Origin of the sequence: Vibrio sp. 10N.286.48.F5 (genome assembly GCF_041469785.1) — a bacterium.
GTDB lineage: Bacteria > Pseudomonadota > Gammaproteobacteria > Enterobacterales > Vibrionaceae > Vibrio > Vibrio crassostreae_C.
The window spans coordinates 354,048-379,928 of the sequence record NZ_JBFRLG010000004.1; the positions used below are offsets into that span (position 1 = coordinate 354,048).

General features: G+C 42.3%; 18 protein-coding genes. 16 read left to right on the forward strand and 2 right to left on the reverse strand.

Annotation, left to right across the window (positions count from 1 at the left end; genetic code table 11):
- The first annotated feature begins 65 nt into the window (after nt 1-65).
- The 13 genes from AB4185_RS04340 (at nt 66) to AB4185_RS04400 (ending at nt 21,143) form a co-directional block, all read left to right on the forward strand.
- The gene (locus AB4185_RS04340) at nt 66-881 is read left to right on the forward strand and encodes a hypothetical protein (protein WP_372102198.1); all 816 of its coding nucleotides are present in this window, start codon (nt 66-68) and stop codon (nt 879-881) included.
- Nucleotides 874-3,813, forward strand: a complete 2,940-nt coding sequence (locus AB4185_RS04345; RefSeq protein WP_372102197.1) for a hypothetical protein — start codon at nt 874-876, stop codon at nt 3,811-3,813. The genes AB4185_RS04340 and AB4185_RS04345 overlap by 8 nt, the downstream gene beginning before the upstream one ends.
- Nucleotides 3,806-5,218 carry a hypothetical protein gene (locus AB4185_RS04350; protein ID WP_372134956.1) on the forward strand — a complete coding sequence of 471 codons (1,413 nt, stop codon included), beginning with the start codon at nt 3,806-3,808 and terminating at the stop codon, nt 5,216-5,218. The genes AB4185_RS04345 and AB4185_RS04350 overlap by 8 nt, the downstream gene beginning before the upstream one ends.
- A complete protein-coding gene (locus AB4185_RS04355; protein WP_372102195.1) occupies nt 5,215-5,781 on the forward strand; it encodes a condensin complex protein MksE in 567 nt (188 codons plus the stop codon). Before AB4185_RS04350 ends, AB4185_RS04355 begins: the two co-directional genes overlap by 4 nt.
- A gap of 143 nt (nt 5,782-5,924) precedes the next feature.
- Nucleotides 5,925-9,389, forward strand: a complete 3,465-nt coding sequence (gene hsdR / locus AB4185_RS04360) for a type I restriction-modification system endonuclease (protein ID WP_372134958.1) — start codon at nt 5,925-5,927, stop codon at nt 9,387-9,389.
- Nucleotides 9,390-9,419: 30 nt separating this feature from the next.
- Nucleotides 9,420-10,910 carry an N-6 DNA methylase gene (locus tag AB4185_RS04365; RefSeq protein ID WP_372134960.1) on the forward strand — a complete coding sequence of 497 codons (1,491 nt, stop codon included), beginning with the start codon at nt 9,420-9,422 and terminating at the stop codon, nt 10,908-10,910.
- Nucleotides 10,907-12,313, forward strand: a complete 1,407-nt coding sequence (locus tag AB4185_RS04370; RefSeq protein ID WP_372134962.1) for a restriction endonuclease subunit S — start codon at nt 10,907-10,909, stop codon at nt 12,311-12,313. Before AB4185_RS04365 ends, AB4185_RS04370 begins: the two co-directional genes overlap by 4 nt.
- Nucleotides 12,313-13,473, forward strand: a complete 1,161-nt coding sequence (locus AB4185_RS04375; RefSeq protein ID WP_372134964.1) for an AAA family ATPase — start codon at nt 12,313-12,315, stop codon at nt 13,471-13,473. Before AB4185_RS04370 ends, AB4185_RS04375 begins: the two co-directional genes overlap by 1 nt.
- A 14-nt stretch (nt 13,474-13,487) precedes the next feature.
- Entirely contained in the window at nt 13,488-14,183 is a 696-nt protein-coding gene (locus AB4185_RS04380; RefSeq protein ID WP_372134966.1) for a hypothetical protein, read from the forward strand.
- A gap of 33 nt (nt 14,184-14,216) precedes the next feature.
- Nucleotides 14,217-15,974 (forward strand): AAA family ATPase, encoded by a 1,758-nt coding sequence (locus AB4185_RS04385; RefSeq protein ID WP_372134968.1) that lies wholly within the window; start codon nt 14,217-14,219, stop codon nt 15,972-15,974.
- Nucleotides 15,974-17,104, forward strand: a complete 1,131-nt coding sequence (locus AB4185_RS04390; RefSeq protein ID WP_372134970.1) for a hypothetical protein — start codon at nt 15,974-15,976, stop codon at nt 17,102-17,104. Before AB4185_RS04385 ends, AB4185_RS04390 begins: the two co-directional genes overlap by 1 nt.
- A 14-nt stretch (nt 17,105-17,118) precedes the next feature.
- Nucleotides 17,119-19,815, forward strand: coding sequence for an AAA family ATPase (locus AB4185_RS04395; RefSeq protein ID WP_372134972.1), 2,697 nt, complete (start codon nt 17,119-17,121; stop codon nt 19,813-19,815).
- A gap of 23 nt (nt 19,816-19,838) precedes the next feature.
- The gene (locus AB4185_RS04400) at nt 19,839-21,143 is read left to right on the forward strand and encodes an McrC family protein (protein WP_372134974.1); all 1,305 of its coding nucleotides are present in this window, start codon (nt 19,839-19,841) and stop codon (nt 21,141-21,143) included.
- On the opposite strand, the gene AB4185_RS04405 is transcribed toward AB4185_RS04400, so the two are convergent.
- Together AB4185_RS04405 and AB4185_RS04410 are read right to left on the reverse strand one after the other, a co-directional pair.
- Complete coding sequence (locus AB4185_RS04405; protein WP_372134976.1) at nt 21,123-21,365, reverse strand: hypothetical protein; 243 nt, start codon at nt 21,363-21,365, stop codon at nt 21,123-21,125. The genes AB4185_RS04400 and AB4185_RS04405 overlap by 21 nt on opposite strands.
- 360 nt (nt 21,366-21,725) lie before the next feature.
- Nucleotides 21,726-22,985: an adenylosuccinate synthase gene (locus AB4185_RS04410; RefSeq protein ID WP_017059182.1), complete on the reverse strand. Its 1,260-nt coding sequence runs from the start codon at nt 22,983-22,985 to the stop codon at nt 21,726-21,728.
- A 214-nt stretch (nt 22,986-23,199) separates the two neighbouring features.
- Here AB4185_RS04410 and AB4185_RS04415 point away from each other — a divergent pair, with 214 nt between their 5' ends.
- The 3 genes from AB4185_RS04415 (at nt 23,200) to AB4185_RS04425 (ending at nt 25,738) form a co-directional block, all read left to right on the forward strand.
- Nucleotides 23,200-24,072, forward strand: coding sequence for a LysR family transcriptional regulator (locus AB4185_RS04415; protein ID WP_017059183.1), 873 nt, complete (start codon nt 23,200-23,202; stop codon nt 24,070-24,072).
- Nucleotides 24,073-24,348: 276 nt separating this feature from the next.
- Complete coding sequence (dmeF, locus tag AB4185_RS04420; protein WP_372134978.1) at nt 24,349-25,344, forward strand: CDF family Co(II)/Ni(II) efflux transporter DmeF; 996 nt, start codon at nt 24,349-24,351, stop codon at nt 25,342-25,344.
- The gene (locus AB4185_RS04425) at nt 25,322-25,738 is read left to right on the forward strand and encodes a MarR family winged helix-turn-helix transcriptional regulator (RefSeq protein ID WP_017059185.1); all 417 of its coding nucleotides are present in this window, start codon (nt 25,322-25,324) and stop codon (nt 25,736-25,738) included. Before dmeF ends, AB4185_RS04425 begins: the two co-directional genes overlap by 23 nt.
- Nucleotides 25,739-25,881: the final 143 nt, after the last annotated feature.

Below are 25,881 nucleotides of genomic sequence, written 5' to 3' on the forward strand. Positions count from 1 at the left end.
GTATGTAATCAGTATTTACCTGTCGTTAATGGCGTCATATTATTGAATCTGCTGTAGTTAAGTCAATGAAAGGATTTGGACATACTGAAATGAAACTTAACCGATACCTCTATAAAATCTCACAGGGAGATGCGATCAACTTAGAGCACTTCCTCAAGTCTTTGCCATTCTCAGACATCAATGAATGGCGGAAAATTTATCGTGCAACTCGTCTTAAGAGTGGACATCAATTGGAGATACTCGATGAAGAACGGCATCTCGCACTGTATGAGCCAGAAGTATGCGATAGAGTTGCAGCATCTAACTTGGGGCGCTCACATGATTTCCCTAGTAATTTTGCTCACGTTTTGGTTTTGAACAGCACAACTAAGTCACAGGTTCCGTTTGTTATTGTATCCGATATTGATGGTTTCAAAACCCACGGCAGGCTCATGGGTAATCGAGCAGTTCTTATAGAGAATATTGAGAATTTCTATCGATACCGAGAGTTCCTAGAGCTAATTGGTCATCCATCATTAGCTGAAAGTTCAGACATCATTTTTGGCGCAGGCAACCAGATATGCCACTATCTGAACCGGCCATTTTTATCTACTTATGATGAAATCTATTGTGCTCAAGACGTTGAATTGGGGGGGCTGACTGTGTACGGAACTCTTAAAAAGTCGCTTCCTCAATGTGAATGGCTTGCTCCAGTAGATTGGGGCTTATTTCAAAACAAATTCAAACTCAAACCCAAAAGTGCAGCTCACTTAGCTAAGGCGATAGAGCTGGCTCGAAATTTTGGCTTAAACTCTGAAGCCGATCTTATGAACAAAACTCGCTTATTCCTAGAGCAAGAGGCTCTATTACCCGAAATACGACAGGATTCCACCGATGTTTAACAATCCAATAGATAACCTTCTAATCAGTATATCGCGCTTGGTTGCAGTAGATTGTGCTGGCGTTGCAATTGCAGAAATTGACCTGCGTGAAGGCGGGATTCTTATTGGTGGCGGGAACATTGGTAAAACTTCCATTCTGAACGCCATTCGACTATTTTTGCTGCCAGAAGAGAACTTTAAAGATTCAAAAAATAAGTTTGGCTTTTCAGATAAAGAAGGCAACTTTTACTCCAATGATGAGTGTTTTGAGCATTACTTCCCTAGCAGCACTAGCTTCCTGATTTTGGAATGTGACAACTACCTCGGCGGGCCAATGCCCCATTGTCAGATACTCTATCGTGGTAACTCTGATAAGCTCGATTATCGCCGTATGTTCACATCCCTTCGGTATGCGCAAATACGGCATCTTTTTTGGGATGACAACGTTGGGGATGATGGTATTGGTGGCCGAGTGGATGATTTATCACCCAGCAAAGTGCAGGCTTTTCTAAAGCGTGAGGATAAGCACTTTAAATCATTAGTACGCTCTTCCGCGATTAAGGAAGTGATCTATGCGAATCAACTACTCGATATTGATGCGATGCGCTTTTGTTTATTTCCCCTCAGCTCAACTAAGGATGCGGATGTCGATGCTTTTCGCGCACTCGTCCGCTTGCTATTTGATATGAAAACGGGGTCGGACACGGTTCGTTTGGCTGTGGCCAATATCATTGAATCGAGAAAGAAGGAGCGCAAAGACGAGCTCAATTTTGATATTGATGCCTTTATTAATTATAACGACATGTTGTCAAGTCGCGAGCTAATACTCAAAAAGATTGAAAGCTTAAGACCTGAATACGAAAAGCTTGCCGTCAGTCATCAACAATTAGTGAGCAATAAAAATGCTGAAGATGCGTTGATGCAGTACGCTATGATGCTTGACAGCCGAATCAATCAGGAAAACCAAACTCTTGAACAAGAAGAGATACAGTTAACGTTACAGCAAGGAAAAGTACGGTCGGCCAAAAAAGCGTGTGATGACACTGTCGATAAACAAAAGACACTGAAAGGTGGGGTTAAAGTACTCGTTCGCCAGCAGAAGAAGCTCGATGAGATTGTGCAAGAGACTGAGCTTATCCTTAACATCTACGATAAAAGTGAGACGATAGACGACATTATATCAGGCCACCGTGAACACCTGGATGATAGAAAGGAAGCGTTAAGATTAAAGGAAGATGCAGAGGCTCTACAAACTGAATTAGAAACCCTCAAGCAAGAAATTTCCAACCTTAGCGAGACTGAAGCTCGCTATCAAGCATCGGTCAATGCTCAACAATTCAAGCTGTTTAACCAGTTACCTGAAAGTGTCTGGATGAAGTTAGCAGCGGTTAATGAGGAGTTAGCGGAGTCTAATCCAGCAAGAGTGTTATCCTCATCTGAGAGGCAGGCAATTGAGTCATTTACCGATTTATTAGAAGAAAAACAGCAGCACTACGCACTTTGGGACTTAACGTTAGAGTCCATTCCAAGCATTAATCGAGAGTCTGACCAAACGCGGTTATCTAAAGTACAAGAGGCCCTAGAGCAAAAAAGCAAGCGAGTCGCAGAACTCAGTGCAATGGGTAATCAATCCCGCATTGAGCGAATTAAAGAAATTACGGCGCTTAAAACTGAAATCAAACGTACTGAAAATGAAATCCATTTGCTAAAAGCATACACAAACAATGCAGAGCAGCTTCAAGAGACTAGTAAAGAACTAGCGGAGGCTGAACAAACTCGTGATTCGTTAGAAAAACAGTTCGATGCACAATATGACCTATGGGCTCAAACGAAGCACTCGTTTGACGCACAAACTAACCAACTAACCGAGAAAAAAGAGCAGTTAGAAAAATTAACCGGATTCAGCGTTAGGGTCAAAGCGGCACTTCAGGCGCATCATCTACCAGTAAGCGATTTTTCAGTCTTACCCGATCAAACAATCGACCTTTCGGAAGAAACACTACGAGCTCGAATAGAGGCTCTGCACAAAAAGCGTCAAGCAAAGACCGAGATTACCGAAAAAATCCAAGGTTTTGTCAGAGAACAAGTGCTAGAAAATGACGATAAGCTGATGCTCTCTCACCTAGATGATGATCTTCTAGAACACGCATTTAACCAACTCCAAACTCGCTATCAAGGCCTAGATAATGAGTTTGATATTCTGCGCAAAAACTTTATTGAACATAAGCACACTGTTCACTCCATCATTAATGAGCTAAAAAATAATCGAGAATTGGTTTTCCAGTTTGAACAGAGTATTAACCGTGCGTTTGAAGGACTAGAGATCAATGACTTGTCACAGGTTGAAGCCAAAATCAAGATTGAGGCGCGATTTGACGACCTAGTGAGGGAAATCGAGTTTTTTGATACGCACTCAGATCAAAAAGCCTCGGAGCAGTTTATTGAACGCCTCAAAGCTTTTAGTAAAAAGTTTTTCCCAGAAGGCAAAGCCGCGCTACTGACCATGGAGCAGATCGTCTCTGGCATTAGCTATAGAGTTAAAAAGCGTGCTCAAAATGGTTGGGAGAGCAAGTCACAGTCCACCTCTACTATCATGCTGATCAACATCAAGCTGGTGGAAATTTTGTTGAGCCGATTAAGAAATAGTGCTTGTGCGACCCAATTTCCACTAGTGATAGATGAAGGTGCTTCGGTGGATAGTTCACAATTTGATTGGCTGTTGCCAAATATGAAAAAAGCAGGCTTTCGAGTTTTAAGTGCTTCTACTAACTCGGCATCCAGTGAGATTATCTTTAAGTTTGGTCAACATTTTCGTTTGGATTCGATGCGCACTTCAAAACCCTACGATGAAGCTCGGAGCATTGCTTACACAGGCATACCAGAAAGCTTTGTGAGAAAAGGAAGTGCGCTGGATAGAGAGCAACTCGATATGTTTGGAGAGGCAGATGAGTGATAAAAGACTTCTGACCATCCCCACGTTTGCCATTATGCTTGAACATCACACCGTAATGAGGGATGTGATCAGGACAATGGATGAGAGTGGTGAGCCTTATGTAAGAGAAGCGACCTTCATCTCTAGATTGCACCGATACATACAAGGGCAAAGCAAAGATAAACAGAAACAATTACGTACTGCCTTTTCTGCCGATAACTTGTTAGCGACCCATATTTTAGTCGACAAAGATGAGTTCGGTGGTGAAAGTCGCCTAATCTTTGATCGAGCCGTGATCGGGGTATTTCGTCTCTTTGATCGTAGCTTGTTTCAAGATTTGACAGACGTCGCGCTCAAAGTCCAGTTAGGAGGCATACGCTTACTTCTAGAAAAGCTTCAGTCGGGCTCAATGCTGTATAGCGATGACAACTTAGATTTTAAGGAGCTCATTGACGAGTTGTTTCATCAATTAAGTGAGCTTCTAAACAGTATTCGTTTGAACTTGGTAAAAATGCAAACGATCAATCAGGAGCTCAGTGATGCGAGTGAACTTGCCGCCAAATCGGATAACCCACAAGTGTTCTCGCTCCTCCAGCAAGAGTCGATAGAAAAAATATCGCTATTGCTATCGAGGCACATACTGCCCACGCGACAATTTTTGGATGAGAAAAGTCGGTTGAAAGATGGGCCGAACTTGTTTGAATGTCTGCAAAATTTACGCAGTCAGTTTGATCGCCATCAAGACCACCCACGGGCGAACGCAATGTTGAGGTATGAGGTGAGCTTTAACAGTTTTCACAAACAGATCAGCAAAGTATCGCATTCAGTAGACCAGTTTTTGGCCCGTTCCAAAAAGCGTCTTCAACAGTTTAATGCCATTGAAACGGCATTTGGTGATTTAGTCAAAGAGTTAGATGCAACAAAGCACAACCTAAAACGCAGCCAGATAGATGGGCAATTTGCTCGTCATAACGGTACATTTATGGGGTTAATGCAGCAAGCAAGACCCAAAGTGCTTCGTATCAGTAGTTCAGAAGCCTACCTCAACAATGTAGTGAGTGATATAGATGCGCGAGTTGCGGATAAAGGCCTGCTAGAGCAGGGGCGTTATGTTGAGTTAGTCAGCACTAAAGATGATTCAACCGAACGAAGGCTCGCTCGCGCAGAGCAGATTTTTGAATTGGTGAAACAGATGAAAATGGCCGAATATCAAGATCTCACGCTCTCACTTCATAGGCGCCTCAAAGAACATCTGGTTGACTATCATTTTGTTGACCTATTGGAAGGGCTTAACTTCCTATTACGCAGTGAAGCGATGCTTGATGGACACATACTTAAAATGACTAATTTCCGCCAACGCATTGCCCAAAGCGACACTATTTATCTATACCGTAAAATTCGAACAGAGCGAGTAACTAATCCATGACGCCATTTTCTCAAATAAACATGGTGAAAAGCCAGCAGATATACACGACATTCGTCAATGGTAAGGTTATCACTAAGCAAGTTTATGACCTCTACCAGCAACGTTTTATTGAGAGTCCGCTTTATACCGAACTTTATAATAACCTAGAGCACTTTACACAGCTTTACCTGCACATTGGTTTCACGCTCAATTTCAATGTAGAAGGGGAGTTTTTCTATATCAGTCGTAGTGAAGCAGAAGAAGACGCAGACACCAATGCCACCAAAATTCAGGCTATGTTATTAATTATTGCCCGTTACTGGGTGGATAAAGGTTTTGACCTAGACGATCTAACCACGCCAGTGATTGGGCTCGGGCGCACGGCACTATTGGAGATTACAGAGCAAACCATCTATGACGATATTCGTCAGGCGCTTGGAATCGAAACCTGGGATAAAGCGCTAAACTATCTTGCGGATCGCAACTTCCTCTATCCTTGTGGCGATAAACATTACGTTCTAAGTTCAGCTGGAATGCACTTCTTGAATTTACATGTTGAGAAATACTCACAAGAGTCAGAGTAAAATGATTCACGCCGTTGGTAATGACAAGCCAGATTAATGACTGTTAGCTAACTCTATGAATTAACTAACAGTCTCAAAAGTAGTAAGATGCTAACTTAGTTGCATTTAAGATTGACCAGTATTGGCGAGAAAGGAACTTTTGAGTGGAAAAAAGTAATTTTGAGTTTTTAAAGCATCATGACGAATTACTGTTTCGGTTAGCAAACCGTGCAGAGCAATGTTTTGTTCCTGATCCAAATACCACACTGGTTAAGATACGCCAACTGGGTGAAGCATTAGCGCAAAACGTCGCTGCGCGCGTAGGTGTCCAATACGGCAAAGATGAAAACGGGCGAGATATCAGACAAGTCGACCTCTTACGTAATCTTGAGTATAAGTTGACCCTAGACCAACGTATCAATGACTCTTTCCACACTATTAGAAAACTTGGAAACGCGGCCAATCATGACTTCACTTCGTCGAGTCACCGTGATGCACTAAAAGCATTAGTATTAGGACACGCCCTTAGCGCCTGGTATCACACCCTATTTGGTGGGGCTCATGCCAAAGGTTTTAAACCACAACCCTTTATAAAACCTGAAGACCCATCTGATCATGTACGTAAGTTAGAAGAAAAACTGCAAGCGTTAGAAGTTACCCAGCAGCGAACCTCAGAGCGTCTGAAAGTTGCTGAACAGCTCAAACAACTTGAAGCAGAAAAATCCGCAGCCTTGAAAAGCAGAGCCGAGCAAATGCAGGCAGAAAGCCAGCTTTGGGAGGAAGTGGCGACTGAGCATGAGGATACGTTAACTCAATATCGTAAGAAGATGGACGAGGCCAATCTAATTTATCTGGCTGAATTCAACCAACAAGACAAACAAGCTCAAGCCAAAGTTATTGAGCTTGTTGAAAAGTCGCGTCTTGAATTAAATGAACAAGAGACGCGGGTGCTTATCGATGAACAACTTAATGATGCACAATGGACAACAGATACGGTTAACTTAAGGTATTCAAAAGGGGCAAGGCCTGTAGCTAACGAAAACCGTGCTATTGCTGAATGGCCAACTTCATCTGGGCCTGCGGACTATGTGTTATTCTCAGGTCTAACGCCTGTTGCTGTGGTGGAAGCTAAAAAGAGCGCGAAGAACGTATATGGCGCAATTGATCAAGCTAAGCGTTATGCAAAAGGTCTAACAGAGAAAGGTGGGATCACCATTGAAACGACTTACGGAGAGTTTCAAGTCCCGATTGTTTTTGCTACTAATGGCCGCCCCTATTTAGAACAGTTAGAACAAGAAAGTGGTATCTGGTTTTTAGATGTACGTGACAGCACCAACCGACGCCGTGCCCTTAAAGGTTGGTACACACCGCAAGAAATCAAAACGTACTTAAGACAAACGCCACAACAGGCTGAACAAGAGCTTGATCAAATGGGTTTTGATTATGATTTGAAGCTACGTGACTATCAGGTAGAAGCGATTAAATCTGTTGAAGAAGCCATTAAGCAAGGGAAAACCAATGCACTGGTAGCAATGGCAACGGGAACAGGTAAAACCAAAACCTGTATTGCCTTGGCCTACCGTTTATTAAAGGCTGAACGTTTCCGTCGTATTTTGTTTTTGGTAGACCGCTCAGCCCTTGGTGTACAAGCCACTACAGACTTTGGTGAAGTACGTTTAGAAAATCTCAATACCTTTGCTGATACCTTTGATGTGATTGGCATGGAAGCAGACAAATCCCCCATAGCCAAACCCGAGGACGACACCAAGGTTCATGTTGCGACCGTACAAGGCTTAGTTAAACGTATTTTGTACCCGAACGATGGTGATACCAAGCCGGGGGTTGGCCAATACGACTGTATTGTGGTTGATGAATGCCACCGTGGTTATCTGCTTGACAGAATATTAAGCGATACCGAATTAGAGTTTCGTGATCAAAAAGATTATCAATCTAAGTACCGCGCCGTTCTAGAATACTTTGATGCTTTCAAAATAGGCTTAACCGCGACACCAGCGCTGCACACTGTCGATATCTTCGGTGAGCCAATTTTTAGCTACAGCTATACCGAAGCCGTATTAGATGGTTACTTAAACGATCACCTTCCTCCGGTTCGCATTCACACCAAGCTCGCTGAGCAGGGCATTCACTACGATATCAACGAAGAGGTACAAGCCTACAACGTTGAAGATAATACCGTAGAGAAGTACAACACGCCGGATGAGCTTGATTTCGACGTATCGCAGTTTAACCGCAAGGTCATTAGCCCAAGTTTTACCAAACAAGTGACTAAGTGGTTGATTGAAAGTGATGCCATTAACCCTTATTCAGAAGCAAAAACCTTAATCTTTTGTGTTACCGACAAACATGCCGATCAGGTAGTCGAGGCATTAAAAGAAGCGTGTGAACATTATCATGGTGAAGTGGAAGACGATGCCATTCAAAAGATCACTGGAGCGACAGATAAACCACTAGAAAAAATCCGCCTGTTTAAGAACGATCGCTTGCCTAACATTGCCGTCACCGTTGATCTGTTAACCACAGGTGTCGATGTTCCTAAGATTTGCAATCTGGTCTTTTTACGCCGTGTGAATAGTCGAATCCTCTTTGAACAGATGCTTGGCCGTGCAACCCGTTTGTGTGACGAAATAGGTAAAGGGCCGTTTAAAATCTACGATGCCGTAGACATCTATACTCAGTTAGAAGACGTCAACAGCATGAAGCCTGTCGTTACGAACGTGAACGTGACCTTTACCGAACTAGAAAACGAGATGAAGCAAGTGGATGAAGACGATCTTCAAACACTCGCTAAGAACCAGTTCATCGCCAAGCTGCAAGTGAAACGCCGTCACTTAACCGATAGCCAGCGTGATAACTTTGAAACTATTGTTGGTCAATCACCAGAAGACTTCATCCAAGATCTAAAACAACGACCGTTAAATGAAGTGGCCGAATTGTTTACCAATCACCCAGGTTTAGGTGAATTGCTTGATGCCAAAGTTACAGGAGGAGGAAACCGCCCACCTGTGATCATTTCAGATCATGATGATGAAGTGACGGGCGTGACTACTGGTTACGGTGATGGCCAAAAACCGGCCGATTATCTACAAGCGTTTAGCGACTTTGTTAAAGCCAACAGCAACCGATTGATTGCTATTCAAACAGTCGTGCAAAAACCTTGGGAATTAACAAGAAAAAGCCTGAAAGAATTGGCGCTAGAGCTTGAAAAGAACCGCTTTAGAGAACAAGATCTGCAAGTTGCGTGGAACGAAGTGAAAAACGAAGAAATTGCCGCCAGAATCATTGGCTTTATTCGTCAAGCCGCATTGGGCGAAGCTCTCATTCCATTTGACCAGCGTGTCGATAAAGCATTAGCGACCATGTTAGCTAGCCAGCAATGGAAGACGCCACAAAAGCAGTGGTTAGAGCTTATTGCCAAGCAAATGAAGGCCACCACCATTGTTGACTTGCCCGCATTAGACCAAGGCATTTTTAAACAGCAACAAGGTGGCATTAAACGCGCAAACAAACTTTTTGAACAGCCTATCGAGGATGTTTTACTCCAATTTAACAAAGCACTGTGGCCTGCTGTAACTCAACCGTCAGCGCCGCAACCAGCAAAAACAGCCTAGTGCTGTGAAACCCGTAAAGGTATTGTATTAATGAGCACTCAAGATCTCGTCGCCAAACTTTGGAATTTATGTAACTTACTGCGTGACGACGGCGTGACCTATCACGAATACCTTAATGAGTTAACCTATCTGGTTTTCTTAAAAATGGTCGATGAAACAGGCCAAGATGAACTGCTACCAGAAGGTTATCGTTGGGAAAATTTAGAAAAGTATAATTCAGCCACTCGTTTAGAAGAGTACCAACAACTGCTTCTTCATTTGGGCTCAAATGGTTCACTGATCACCAAAGCAATTTTTAAAAGTGCCAATACCGTTATTCGTAAACCAGCCACCTTAAACAAGCTGGTGGTTGAGATTGATAAGCTTGATTGGTACAGCGCCAAAACCGAAGGGTTAGGCGACATGTACGAAGGCTTGCTAGAAATTAACGCAGGTGAGAAAAAATCAGGCGCAGGCCAGTACTTTACACCGCGTGTACTCATCGATGTGATGGTAGAGTTAATGAAGCCAAATCTAGATGATGTAATTGTTGACCCAACCGCAGGTACGGGCGGCTTCTTAATCAGTGCGCACAACTACCTAAAAGAGAACAATGATATTGAATCGTTGGATACTATGCCATATGACAAATATCAACATGATACTTTTTTCGGTATGGAATTGGTGCCAGATACGCGACGCCTCGCCATGATGAATCTGATGTTGCATGACCTAGCTGTCGATGATGAAAACTCAGGCATTCTATTTGGTGATACTTTATCTAACGAAGGTAAAGCCCTGCCACCAGCGAGTTTAATTTTAGCTAACCCGCCATTTGGTACTAAACAAGGTGGTGGTGTTCCAACCCGCGATGATTTGGTGCATTACACCAGTAACAAGCAGCTCGCGTTCTTACACTTGATGTACCACAAGATGCTTAAACCAGGTGGCCGAGCAGCAGTTGTTCTTCCTGACAACGTGTTGTTTGAAGGCTCTACCGGGCAAACTATCCGTAAAGACTTGATGGAGAAGTGTAATTTACACACCATTTTGCGCTTGCCTACCGGTATCTTTTACGCGGCAGGGGTGAAAACCAATGTATTGTTTTTCTCTAAACCAGAAGATGTAAAACAAGACAAAGGCCAAACCAAAAACGTGTGGGTGTATGACTTGCGTTCAAACATGCCAAAATTTGGTAAACGCACCGTACTGACAAAAAAGAATTTTGCAGAGTTTTATGAGGCAGTGGGTAGTGATTTAACCCAAGTGGATGAGAAAGCTCGCCAAAATTTCATTAGCAACCATAAAGATGACGCTGATGGCTGTCGCTTACGCTGCTTTAGCCGTGATGCTATTAAAGCCAAAGATGAATCACTGGATCTAAGTTGGATTCGTGATGAAAACAACGAAGACGCTTCAAAGTTACCTGCGCCAGATGTGTTGATTAACGAAGCTCTACTAGAAATGGCAGGGGCAATGGAAGAGCTTAAAGCGATTTTGGTGGATTTGGATTCAGAAGAAAGTGATGAGGTGGCTTCGTGAGTGAGTTACCGAAGGGTTGGGCTACATCAAAGTTACCAGAACTGATTTCTTGTGACGGTGTGATTTCAGATGGCGACTGGATTGAATCTAAAGATCAAGACCCAGATGGTAATATTAGGTTGATTCAGCTAGCTGATATTGGTGATGGTAAGTTTATAAATAAATCTTCGAGGTTTATGAATGAAGAAAGAGCATCTCTTCTTCGTTGTACATTTTTAGAAGAGGGTGATGTTTTAATTGCGAGAATGCCAGACCCATTAGGGCGAGCTTGCATATTTCCAAATATTGATTCGAAAGCAGTTACCGTGGTAGATATTTGCTTAATTCGAGTTGGGTCAAAGGCTGGTGTAACTAATCATTTGCTCAAATATTGGTTCAACACGCCAATTATTAGAAGTCAGATTGCCATGTTAGCTACTGGCACAACTCGCAAACGAATTACGCGTAAAAAGCTAGCGGATCTACAATTGCCGGTTCCTCCATACAACGAACAAATCCGCATTGCCAACAAGCTAGACTCTATCCTTGCCAAGGTTGATAAAGCTCAAGCTCGTTTAGACAAAATCCCTGCAATCCTAAAACGTTTCCGCCAATCGGTATTGGCTGCCGCAACGTCAGGGGAGTTGACGAAAGAGTGGCGTGAGGTAGAAGGAATAAGTAAGGATACGTGGCAACCAGTAACTATTGATGATTTGTCTAATAGGGCGTTCGATGGCCCATTTGGTTCAAAACTAAAAACAGCTGACTATACAGATCATGGTATCAAAGTCGCTAGGCTAGAAAACATTGGGCATTTAGTATTTAACTCAGCGAAAGAAACATTTATTAGCGAAGTTAAGTATCAAGACCTTATTAAGAATACTATTGAACATAATGATGTTTTATTTTCTTCATTCGTAGATGAAGAGATAAGAACTTGTTTGTTCGATGAACGCTTTGGCACGTATATAAACAAAGCCGATTGTTTTTGTATCCGACCGAATCAAGATCTGATTTCTCCTGAGTTCCTAATGTACTCATTAGCGTGTAAGCATACTTATGAGAAAATCAAAAAGCAGGTGCATGGTGCGACAAGGCCAAGAGTGAACTTAAGATTCTTAAAGTCATTTGAAATTTCATTACCTAGTCCAGAAGAGCAAATTGTTGTCGTAGATAAAATCAATCAGCTATTTAGCAAAGCTTCTAAGGTAGAAAAACAATACCTAGACGCTAAAGCTCGCTTAGATCGCTTGCCTCAATCGATCCTAGCCAAAGCCTTCCGAGGTGAGTTGGTACCACAAGATCCAAATGATGAACCAGCAGAGAAGCTGTTAGAACGTATTGTTGCTGAAAAAGAACAGAGTAAGCCGAAAAAGACCACTCGTAAACGCACTATCAAAGCAAAAACGGCAGAGAAGGAATAATGAACCAAATGAATCAATCACTTTCTTTAGTCAACATCAAAGCCAACAACTTTAAGTCGTTGGTCGACTTTTCACTGCCGTTTAGTAAGTTTAATTGTTTAGTCGGCTTAAACGGCTCGGGCAAATCGACAGTATTGCAGTTTATTGATTTTCTTTCACAGCAAGTGAGTGGCGATATGGTCGCTTGGTTAAATAGCCGTCGCTGGAGTGCAAGAGATCTCAATTCAACGCTGACTAAACAGTCAAACATAACTTTTAGCGTCGAGCTTGCTTGCGATGGTAAGCCCGTATTATGGGAAGGTAGCTTTAACCGAAAAGAGTTGAATTGTACATCTGAAAAAATCACTTGGGATGGAGAAATGCTCCTTCAGGTCATAAATGGTCGTTTTGAAGTTCCAACAGAAGAGATCTATTCATTAATCACTTTTGATTACCAAGGTTCCATATTGTCTCAGTTAAGGGAGAAGCAATTGCCTAGCGAACTAGTGCAATTTAAGACCTTCTTTAATGAACTCAATGCACTAGACATGCTTTCCCCAGATATGCTGCGTGATCAACACATCAGCGGTAAGACTCTAGGCGCTGGTGGTAAGATGCTCTCAAGCTTTATCAGCAACATGACCAAAGAAGAGAAAGCGAACTTAGTCTCTAAGCTGAAAGGCTTGTATCCAAATTTGGTTAAGGTGGACGCAACGGTTCAAAAATCGGCAGGCACAGTTAGGCTTGAGATAGAAGAAAAGTTCGGCAAGAAGTCCATCAAAACCGAAGCTAGGCACATTAACGATGGTTTGCTGCGCTTTATGGCGATTTTTGCTCAACTAACCAAAAAGCAAAGTGCGTTACTACTTGATGAGATTGAAAACGGAGTGAACCCAGAGCTGATCGAAAAGCTGGTGGACAGCTTAGTGGCGGCAAACACCCAAGTCATTGTTACCACTCATAGCCCTATGATTCTTAACTACATGGAAGATGATGTAGCTAGAGCAGGTGTGGTTTACCTTTATAAAAATGCTCAAGGTGCGACACAAGCTATTCGCTTGTTTGACCTTCCTTCAATGCAGCGCAAGCTGAAGTTCATGGGGCCAGGTGAGGCCTACGAAGATACGATACTTGAAAATCTTGCGCCAGAAGCCGCGACAGTTCAACTGATTAGCAACTAAAGAGGGCAGAACGCATGTATTTAGTTGTCAGCGGTGAAGGTGAAACCGACATCGGTAAAAGCAATGAGGCGATAGGGCCACTCAGTAAACTGATTGATAAGTATATTGAGCCACATTCTGGATTCTCACTGTTAGAAGCAGGAATGCTAGAAGTGGTTCATGAAACTCACATTACCGAAATCTCGCGCGATAGAGCCATAATCAAACCGCTTTCAAGACGCGGTAAGAAGACTCAACACGAAACCCGCGAATTTTATAGTGCTGCCCGTGCTCTAGCCTATGTAGCACAGAGCGCGGATATTCAGCCAAGCCTAGCGGTTTTGTTCCACGATTCAGACAGCAATAAATGGCCTGATTACAATACTAAACGTCTTTCAATTGAACACGGCTTTGAAGCTCAAGGTTTTGACAATGGTGTGCCGTTTGTCGCTCAACCAAAGTCAGAAGCTTGGCTACTCTGTGCATTGAAAAACGGCTATCAGAACTGCGAAGCTTTAGAAGAACGCTCGGGCAACGATGATTCACCTCGTTCTTTAAAAGCCGAGTTAGAAGCGCATTTAGGTGAACCCGCAACTCGAGTTAAACTCAATGAACTTGTCGATGATGGCTTAATCGATCTCGCTCAAATCACAGATATGAAGTCGATGACCGATTTTCAAGAGTCGATGAAAGAAGTGCTAGGGCGTATGCTGGGTAAGCCAATCAAATAAAGTACATTTTCATAATTAAAAATAAGAACAAAGATGAGACTAAATAGGCTTAAATTAATCGGTCAATACAAATCGATTGTTGGAACAGAAGAACATCCTTTCACCTATACCTTTAAGCCCAACAGTGATGGCTATTCACCTATATGCTTGGTTGGCTTAAACGGTTCCGGTAAATCAAACTTCATTGAACTGATCGCTGATATCTTTGGTTACGCCGATAGGTACTTCAACCCGCAGTACGAATGTTCAGAAGACCTCACTTATGATTTTGAAATCGAGTATCAGATTACCGGTGGTTCAGTTTTAAGGACGGTGCTGCTCAAATGTACTAGTTCGAACTTAAAGATGCTTTATCTTGAGGGTGAAAGACCACTTAGTTATGGTGCAAATGGCCTTGAGGATAATCAAGTCGATGAGATGCTCGAACTGTTGCAGGTTTTCAATGAAGTCACGGTCGGCTTTCACGAAATGCTCCCCATCAATGTTATTGCTTACTCATCAGGGAATAATCAAGGCTTGAGTTCAGTCTTCGCGAAAGCCCAGCTTAGCTTTTACAACGTTGTTCGGAAACAGGGCGTATTTCATAGAGGATATGCCAAGCGTTTCGACAATTTAATTACTCGAGAAGATGGGTTTGATGAAAATCAAGTGATTGAGCTGCGTGACTATATTGAAACGAGTTATGAGCGCAACAAATCGCTGTTTGAACCACCATTAGTTTTTGATGACGAAATCGATATTGATGTACCTCTACCATCAATCAAAGCAGAAAGCCCTATCGGTACATTTACAGATCATACCGCCAATCAGTTGTTCTTCATTTCGCTAATGGTCAATGAAAGTGAAGAATTTAAGCGATTCCTAAACGATTACACAAATATCGAAACATTGAAGTCATTTGAGATTGATTTGCGACTGTCGGAGTACCGAGATTTAGATTTCATTAAAGCTGAAGCTATACGACTGCAGCAACTTAGCTGTAATAGTTCGAAGTTCAATGAGGATACTCTCAACGGTGTCCTGAAGTTTGAAGTCAACCAGGACTTTTTTGAAAAAATAGAAAGCTTGTATCTAGAGCGTTCTATGTTCCTAGACAATTTGATGTTCATTAGCCAAATGGTGGCTAAGCGGTGGAGCAGAGACGAAAAACGAACGTTGAAAACGAGTTGTTACGAGCGAAATGTACCTAATATAGCTGGTGGCTTAGCGCCTATTCGATTCGTTAATACAAAGGTTAGGTTAATTAATCCAAATGCAGTTACCCTCTATGACCGTCTCAGTGATGGCGAGCATCAGCTCATTCAAATTATCGGTTCCTTAATATTATTCGGTGACCAACAATCCTTGTTTATCCTTGATGAGCCAGAAAGTCATTTCAATCCTGAGTGGCGTATCGAGTTTGTCGATATCATTAACAAGTACGTTGGCTTATCAAAGTTAGAGCTAATCATCTCAACACATTCTCCGTTTGTCCTTTCTGCATGTAAATCTGAGCGCGTGCTTCACTTTCTGAAAAATCCTGAGGGATGTGTAGCGATTAATCCTATTCGTGACAAAGAAACCTATGGCTCTTCTTTTGACTCATTACTTTCGTCTGTTTTCGGGTTAGAGGTTCTTATTTCAAAAAGACCTCTAGATGAGATACGAGAAGTACTATCGCAATATGACAATGGTGATCTTACTAGTGCAACAGCTCTGGAACAACTAGAGAAATTTGGCCAGTCATTCGAATTAAATTACAGACGGAACAAAATTCGACGAGAGTTGGATGAGCTGGAAGGTGAAGAATAATGCTCTGGCCTGTAGTAAAGCCACCTCAATCAAGTTTGTACTGGCTTGATGAAGTTCATAAAAACTTCTATTTGTTGATGTTTCAAGGGGAAGAGGTTGCGGATTGTTTCCCTGCTGAATTTAGAACAGTTCTAGACGCGAGTGCCAAAACAAATACATATTTTGTGAATGTTTATCTTGAATACAATAAGTTATCAGATGCGCATAAGGCGTCGTTTCGACAAATATATGATCAGCAGATAGGGATAATACTGCTCTATTCAGATACTCGAATCACGCTATTGAAGCCTAACGTAAAAGTTCCGGGTACAACCGAGCACAAGGAATTATGGAACGCGTGCAAGAAGCTTGGAGGTTACTTATATTCAACAACGTTAGGATTGAAGTGTTTTAGTGATGCACTGGTCGAAAAGTTCGATGATGTCGAATTCTCAGATATGCATGAGCACTATCAAGAGTTTAAAAGATTAAATACCCCAATATGTTCGTTCTGCGGCTTATCATCGATGACTGCTGAAGTACTAATAGAGCCTGAAGATGGAACTGATCTGCCAGAAGAGAAGCAGAGACGTGCCTCTTATGACCATTACTTACCTAAAGCTCATTATCCGTTCTTAGCTGTAGACTTTAATAACCTCATTCCTTGTTGTGATACCTGTAACGAAGACTTCAAAGAAGAAAAAGACGCACTTACTGATGATGATGAGCGTTCGCTTTCTTTTGTTCCTTACTCTCAAGAGCAAGTCCAACTTAGGGCAACCTATGTAAAAAGGACGGGTGACTTTTATAAAATGAGAGTAGGAATTCTAGCCACAGGGTGCGATATAGAAAAAAAAGGTAAGACTTGGAATCGAATCTTTAAGGTACAGGGACGTGTAAATCATTTATTAGATGAGTCGTTCACTGAGGAATGGCTTGCCCCTTTATTAGTTGATGTTGAGCAGGTTGAAGATGCCAAACTCAAACTTCAACGTGAAGCGGATAGACTTGATGCTAAGAAGACAACTAGGAAAGAGGTTTATTATAAAGCTTTAAGCTTTTCACATTTAGCTGGTTCAGATGATGAAGTTGTCGAAGATCTACTTCTTGCAGTTAAAGATATCTATGAACCCAGACGTAACGCGTTATAAGTAAGGACTACAAATTGGCTATTTATTGTGGTGATAATGATTCATTCTTTTTACTCGAGAATGCGGCTGAATTTAGAGAGATTTGTCTTATTCAAGGGAAATCACTTTTTACGGAACTTGCAGTCTGGAATTCAGCAGCGTGCAGTGAACTCATTGAGTTTTTTGTTGAAAACCTAGAAGAAGGTGAGGGTGACTTCTTAGCTAAGCTAGAGACTCAGCTAGGTAAAGCCACACCCGCAGCAAAGGTACTGGCGGCAGAAATGCTGTGGTTGATGTTTTTATGTCCTAGTAGTACAGGACCGGCTTCTAAACGCGCCACTATTGAACGTGTTTTTTCCTGGAGCGGTTTTGAGTTTAAGGATGGGGTAAGGGACAAATACTTATCTGACGAGGCATTGACAGGAGTAGGCAAAACTGGAGCTGCATATCAAACAGGCCGATGGCGAGAGCTGGTTTACTTTATTCGCTTACTAGAAAAGTTATTTAAGTTGAGCAAAGATGAAAGAGCAACTTTGCTAGCGAGTCGTACAGAATTTTCAAGCTGGTTAAATGACATTCCTGGAAATGACAAACGACAATTCCGCCACATGATTTTATATCTATTTTACCCTGAAGAGCAGGAGCGAATTTTCGGTGGCGGACATAGACAGTCATTGCTTGAGACGTTTTTGAATATTACGCCATCTCAGTATAGAAGAATGTCACCTCTTGATATCGATAACCGTTTGTTAGAAATACGAACTCAGTTTGAGAAAGAGTACGGGACAAAAGATCTGGATTATTACGTAGAGCCATTAAGCTTAAGGTGGGGGCAAGAAAGCTCTGAAGAGCCTAATGAGATAAAAGAACCTGGACAGGGGTATGAAGTGAAGATCAACGACGTAAACCAAACGCTAAATACAATTCTGTACGGGCCTCCAGGCACAGGTAAAACCTATAACACGATCAATAAAGCTTTAGAGATTGTTGACCCTGAGTTTTACCATCAAAATAACGATGATCGAGCTGCTATCAAGAAGCGATTCGATGAGCTATTAAACAGTAATCGCATTGGCTTTGTTACTTTTCACCAAAGTTTTAGTTACGAAGATTTTGTTGAAGGCCTGAAAGCGACTACTGAAAATAATCAGGTTAACTACGAAATTGAAGACGGTATCTTCAAGCGGTTATGTGAATCTGCTCGTGCGAAACCGACGATAAAAGCAGATCAAGACCATGTTGATATTAATGGACGTAAAATCTGGAAGATGTCATTAGGTGATATCGCAGGTGATGATGCCTTTATCTATCAGCAATGTATCGATAATAGCTGTGTTCTGTTGGGTTATGGCTATGATATCGACTTCTCCCATGCCAATGACCGTAAACAAGTCGCTCAAACCTATCGCAGTAATGGGGTAGAAATTGAGAACGAGAGCTATGACTATCAAGTCACATCGGTCAATAAGTTTAAGAATGAGATGAGCATTGGTGATTTGATTGTCGTCTCGGACGGGAATCGTAAGTTTCGTGCTATTGCAGAAATTACCAGTGATTACTACTTTGATAACTCTTCGGTTGATGATGTTAGTTATTCTCAAGCAAGGACAGTAACATGGCATAGAGTATACGAACCGTCATTACCAGTTGATGAATTATTCAAGAAAAACCTGTCTCAAATGACTTTGTATCGATTGTATGATACGACCATTGATACAGAAAAACTTCGAGCTATATTACAAGGTAGTGGTGATTCAGTTAACGTTGCACCGGGCCGAACGGTAGGTAAGTATCAAATTGAATCAATTTCTGATGAGCTGATTACTATTCGAAAGCCGAATGGTTCTGAGCTTCCAATGCCTAAATCGATTGTTGACGAGCTGTGTGATTTGGTTCGTTCTGGTAATGTTTCTGTTGACGATATTAAGCATAAAAGGGTGTTTGATAAAGTAGACACCTTGATGGAGAAGTTCCTAGTAAATGGCTACCCTAATGTTCTCGGGCCGTTAGTGGAAGGAATTGTTAGCAAGGGAATATCCGTATCAAATCAAGCCCCTTCAGACAAGAGGGTGCTGATTATTGATGAAATCAACCGAGGTAACATTTCTAATATTTTTGGTGAGTTAATCACTTTGATTGAACCAAGCAAGAGGGCGGGTGGTAAAGAGGCGCTATCGGTTAAGTTGCCATATTCAAAAGAGGCTTTTTCAGTTCCTGACAACTTACACATCATTGGCACGATGAACACGGCTGATAAGTCGCTGGCTCAGCTAGACATTGCGCTGCGTCGCCGTTTTCAGTTTGAAGAAATGATGACGAACTATGAACTGCTTGCAACTATCCCACTATTCGATGGTATTGATATTAAGCAGATGGTTGAAACGATCAACAAACGAATTGAGTTACTGTATGACCGTGAACACACGATAGGTCACAGCTTCTTTTTATCACTAAAAGATACCCCGTCGATTGAACATCTGGCTGAAATTTTTGAATTACAGATCCTTCCATTGCTGGAAGAGTATTTCTTTGAAGACTGGGAACGAGTAGCAATGGTTCTGGGTGACCACCTTAAAGCCGATGAGAGTTTGCGCTTTGTTGTTGAGCAATTTGACGCGAACGAAGTCGCTCAGTTAATGGGCGATGATTGGGATCAAACGGGCATACAGCCTTATGTTAGAAACGATCAAGCCTTTAACGCTGCGGCTGCATATATTGGTATCTATTCTTAATGTTTAGTAGGAATCATGACTCCGTGATTGCTGTCCGTGAGTTCGGCTTGTTACTCAATGGTGGTGATAAGTCGAGTATTGATTGCCAGTCAATACCGAGTAAAGCGTTTGAGTGGTTGTTGGTCAATGGACAGAGTAATAATCAAGAGTCAGTCGATCTCATCAAGGTCAAAAAGCAAGGTCGTTCAATTGCTCTGCAAGTTATCAATTATGTTGGGGTATTAGAAACGCCTTGCGGCACCCGGATTGAAATTCTTCCTAAAATATCAGAGAAGGAAGATAACCAAACAGCCACGAAAGTGCTCCTCAAGATGCTTTCAACGGTCCATAAACTTAACATGCATAGGTTTGAAAACTCATCGCTACAAACGTTAAAAAGACCATTGTTTGAAATATTGATTGGTTATTTTTTGAAAGATGTCTCGGATGTCATTAAGAAAGGGATTCGAAGCCAGTACACAAGAGTTCAAGATCGTAAACCTTACTTAAAAGGTCAGTTACAAACATCAAAGCAAATAAACCAACGACCGGGTTGCTTAAATAGCTTTCACATTGTTTACGATGAATTTTCTTCAGACAGAGCAGAAAATAGATTGATGCGCTCAGCACTGAGCCAGGTGATGAAGTGGTCAAAAAATAGTGACAACTTACGCTTAGGAAGTGAATTACAATTCGCTCTTGATGATATTCCGCACTCAGAAAACCATGCATTAGATTTTCGCCAATGGTCCAATGAACGATCTTTAATTCATTATCGAACTGTGAAGCTTTGGTGCGAGTTGATTTTAAGTTACCAATCACCAGTATCCCTTTCTGGGCAACATAATGGAATTTCGATGCTTTTCCCTATGGAGAGTCTCTTTGAGCGTTATGTAGCGATTAAACTAGGGAAGTCACTGTCGCATTCTCTCAAATTGAAAACTCAAGCGAGTAGTTGCTCGTTAGTCACTCATACGCCCCGTTCAGGAAAACCTCAAGAGTGGTTTAAGCTCAAGCCTGATATTGTTGTTAGCGAGAAAAATTCGCATGAGCCGTTCTATGTGGCAGATACTAAGTGGAAGCGAATTAACGAGAAACTAGCAACGGCTAAGCATAAGTATGGGATTAGCCAGTCTGACATGTATCAAATGTTCGCCTATGGTCAAAATTATTTAGGTGGTTCAGGCGTGATCTATCTTATCTACCCTGCTTATGAGCACTTTAATGAATCTTTACCGCCATTTAGATTTGATGAGAACCTGTCGGTAAGGGTAATCCCTTATGATCTTACGAATGATGAATGTGAATTACTGGATATTGAAATGTTGCTACCTGAGCTTTCGAGCTAAATCACGTGCATCGAGCTCTCTGTCGTTTTCAAAGATTAACTTTGCGTTCCCGACTCGAATGGCAGCACCAGCTTCATTGCTGACTTTTTGCCTTACAAGAGTATCAATGGTATCTGCACGTGAAATTCTTCCAGCAGTGAAGTTTCGGAAAAGCTCATAGTTGGATACGAAAGCGGCCTTGCCAACGGATTTTAATTTTTTGTCTAGTTCAATGTTGTCCATGTGATGCTCCATATTTTATGCAATTAAGCTCTTATGGAATTATAGTCGGTTTCTAATCACCATCAGGATACAACCGGATGTAAATATCTGATTCTTTCTGATAGAACAGCTCCTTTTAAATCAGTTTTTTCCGAAGTAACACCTAAGGTAACACCTTAAAACTCTACTTTTATATTTTTAATTTTAATCAATTGGATAGGTTAGATAGTAGGGTCCAGTAGCGGCACCAAATTATACGAAAGAGCCCACCTAGTGTGGGCTTTTTTGTGTCTGTAATTCCTTGTGTTATCTCGTTCTTTATGAACAATCAAAAAAGTCCACTGAATGTGGGCTTTGATGTAGATCTTGTCGTCTTCTAAGCTAAGCTCGAATGATCATTTGCTCGCGCTCAGGACCTACCGATACCATCACGATTGGCACACCCATCAGCTCTTCGATACGAGTAACGTAATCTTGCGCTGCTTGAGGAAGGCTCTCAAACGTGCGGCAACCCGTGATGTCTTCATCCCAGCCAGCCATATCTTCATATACGGGCTTTAGCTCAGCCGTTTGTGGCCAAATCGGGTTCTCTGTGTGCTCTCCTGAGTAAGCAGTACAGATCTTAAGCTCAGACAAACCAGACAGGCAATCAATCTTAGTCAGTGCGATTTCCGTTGCAGCTTGTAGGTCAACACCGTTGCGAGTTGCTACCGCGTCGAAGTAACCCATGTCACGTGGGCGGCCTGTTGTTGCGCCGTATTCGTTAGAGCTTTCGCGGAAGCTGTCTTGTTCTTCCATTGCAGTTACTAGCGTGCCAGTACCAACAGACGAGCTGAATGATTTAGCAACAGCGATAACACGTTCAGGACGAAGTGCAGGTAAACCGCTACCAATGCCAGCATAAGCTGCGGTTACATTCGAAGATGTTGTCCAAGGGTATTCACCGTAGACAAGGTCGCGACCTGCGCCTAACTGAGCTTCAAACAGTAGGTTTGCGTCTTGTGATTGCAGCGCTTTAAGCGGCTCAGTTACGTTGCAGATGAACGGGCGCCACGCTTTAGTTACTTCAAGTAGCCATTCTGTCATTTCAGAAGCAGTCTGGGAGAAGTCACATTGAGGGTAGAGCGCTTTAAGCTGAGGCATCTTCCAATCAAGTAGGAATTGAATACGCTGCTCTAAAATTTCAGGTTGATTCAGCCAACCGACAAGAATGCCTTTCTTCATTACACGATCGCCGTACGCTGGTGCAATGCCTTGACGTGTAGAGCCGTAAGCGCCATCGCCCAAACGCTCTTCTTCAAGCGTATCTTCAAGAGCATGTAAAGGGAGACACAGTGTCGCACGATCTGAGATCGCCATTTTCACTTTGATGCCAGCCTCTTGAACTTCTGCAATCTCTTCAGTTAGTGCAGCAGGGCTGATCACCATGCCAGGGCCAAGAACCGCCGTACAATTAGGATTAAAAATACCACTAGGTAGTTGGTGCAGTTTGAATGTACCGAAGTCATTTACCACAGTATGACCTGCATTGTTTCCGCCTTGGAAACGAATGCTAGCAGAAGCTTGGTCTGCTAAAAAATCGACGATGCGGCCTTTGCCTTCATCACCCCAGTTTGCGCCCACAACAACGATAGATGGCATAATTTTTCTCCTAACTGATTGAGGAATCATGTTAGGCCTACAAGGTGGATAAGAGAAATTAATTATCTTTATTATCTTGATAAGGATTTCATATATCCTTAAAGTCTTAAGCTACAAACGAGATTCCCTATCACGTTCGTTCCTCACTGTAGGGAATGACGATGGGGCATTTTTTACTTTTAGGGAATGATATTAGTGACACGAGAGAGAGGACATGATGCTCGATATTAATTTGTTGAAGACGTTTGTGACGCTTGCGGAGTACAAGCATTTTGGGAAAGCGGCCAATGCACTGCACATGACACAACCCAATGTGAGTTTGCACCTAAAACAACTGGAACAACAAACACGCATAAAGTTGATAGAGAGAAGCCCTTTTCAATTGACTCAAGCGGGTGAACGGCTATTGGAAACAAGCCAAAGAACGCTACTCGAACTGCAGATTTGTCAGGCCGATCTCAATGCCATTAACGACCTTAAAATAGGGACGTTAACCATTGCCGTAAGTGACATCATTTCTCGATTTTTGCTAATTCGTCCGTTCCAGAAGTTCAAAGCGCAGTATCCCGGTATTGACCTTACGCTCTTGAATACCACGTCATCTCAGGCATCGAATTTAGTTAAAAATGCTCAAGCGGATATTGGTTTTGTTATCGCCAAAGAGCAGCACAACGAGTCTTTGTATTTCACTAAGCTGCAAGAGCTTTCTTGGTGTGCGCTTGGCGATGGGTTTGATATCCGAGACTCTGATGCAGAGCTCACTTTGATTCTACTAGGTCATGATACGAGAACGCGTGACTTTATTGATGAAGGTTTACCAAGCCTTAATCTACCTAATTATAGGGTGATGGAAGTAGGGAGTGTCGATGCTCAAATCGACTGGGCAGAAGCGGGATTTGGTGTGGCTATTGTCCCGGAGTTTGCGGTATCAACCAAGCAGCACCTGCATTCGAAAGTGACACCATTGACCAACTTCTCGAGCACCAGTCTTGGTTATATTGTTCGGCAGAACCAAGTCTTGTCGAAAGCAACCAAGCAGCTGTTAGGTTGGGTGAATGATGAGATTATTTCATTGCAAAACAAATAAATACAATCATTGAGTTTGACTCAATCAGCCCACCTCGAGTGGGCTTTTTTGTCCCTGGAAAGCCTCGTTTTTACTGAATCAATAATCTTTGGAACAAACTAGCGCTCACCATCAACTATTCGTCCCGCAAATCAGAGTTTCAAAATTCATCGTTGACAAAGTTTGATAATCAAACTAAATTTCAAATTATTACTTTGATTGTCAAATTACTTGTCAATCAAAGGGCTTTTATTTGCAACGATCATCTAACCACAAACACAAGCTAAGGACGCCATTTTGAGTTTTCCAACACGTCACCAACACAACTTTTCTTCACATAACAGTCAAGGTGAGAAACGCACGTTCTATGTCCTGTTATTGACCGTCGTTACCATGGTTGTCGAAATTGTTGCAGGTACTATTTACGGCTCGATGGCATTGCTTGCCGATGGTTGGCACATGGGGACGCACGCCGCAGCGTTTGGTATCACCTTATTTGCATACCGTTATGCGAAGAAACATGCCGAGAGCGAACGTTTCTCTTTCGGTACTGGCAAAGTCAGCGTGTTAGGGGGCTACACCAGCGCGATTGTATTGGGGATTGTGGCATTGTTGATGCTGGTGGAATCAGTACATCGTTTGTTTAACCCACAAGCGATTCAGTTCAATGAAGCGATCATCGTTGCTTGTATTGGTTTAACTGTGAATGTGGTGAGTATGTTTTTACTTGGCGATCACCATCATGATCACGGACACGAGCATGGCCACAATCATAGTAAGAATCACGGTCATTCACATAGCCATGAGCACGACAGCGACCATGGTCATAAACATGGCGAGCATCACGGACACCATCATGATCACAACCTACGCGCAGCCTACATGCATGTGTTGGCGGATACTCTAACTTCGCTGCTTGCGATTGTTGCGCTGCTATTTGGTAAGTTTTACGGTTGGAACTGGTTAGATGCAGCAATGGGAATGGTTGGCGCATTCGTGATTGCTAAGTGGACGATGAACCTTATGAAACAAACCAGCCCAATCCTGCTGGATGAGAATATCGACCAAGATTATCGTGACTCAGTGACCAAAACCTTAACGCCTTATGCGTCGGTCACCGATTTCCATATGTGGAAGGTGAGTGGGCATCACTATTCAGCAGCGATTACTCTTGAATCAAACAGTGATAAAACCGTCTCTGAATATAAACAAATGCTCGCCAAGTTTGATAAGATTAATCATCTTACTCTTGAAGTGCATTCAAACGACCATGCGAAATATAGAACAGCTTAACCAAATACTGACTGAGTTCTACGATAAAATGTCTTCGTGGGAGCAGTCTGTTGTCAAAGAGACGGGTTATTCCCTGGCTCAAGTACACACCATTGAAGTACTTGGTATGCATGGTGCGTTAAGAATGAAAGAGCTCGCTGAAAAGTTGGGTATTACCACGGGTACACTTACTGTTCAAATAGAAAAGTTGGTTAAAGCTGAATTGATTGAGCGCCATGAACACCCAACAGATCGTCGTGCGATTGTGGTTGCCTTGACGGATGAAGGGCAGAAGATACACGTTCACCACAATCAGCTTCACTTGAATTTGGTTAATGAGCTGACGCAAGATATCGAAGAAGACGAGAAAGCGGTGTTATTGAAGTGCCTAACCAAGATGGTAAAAGCGTTTTAGCCAGCCTTGAATTCGCACCTAACTCTTTAGCTGCAAAGCGATTGACTAGAAAATCAAAAGATGGACCTGACTCGAATTGAGTAGGTCCATTTTTTTCGCCGTTTACGCTCTACTGTACAATCATCAATAGACGGATTCACTGT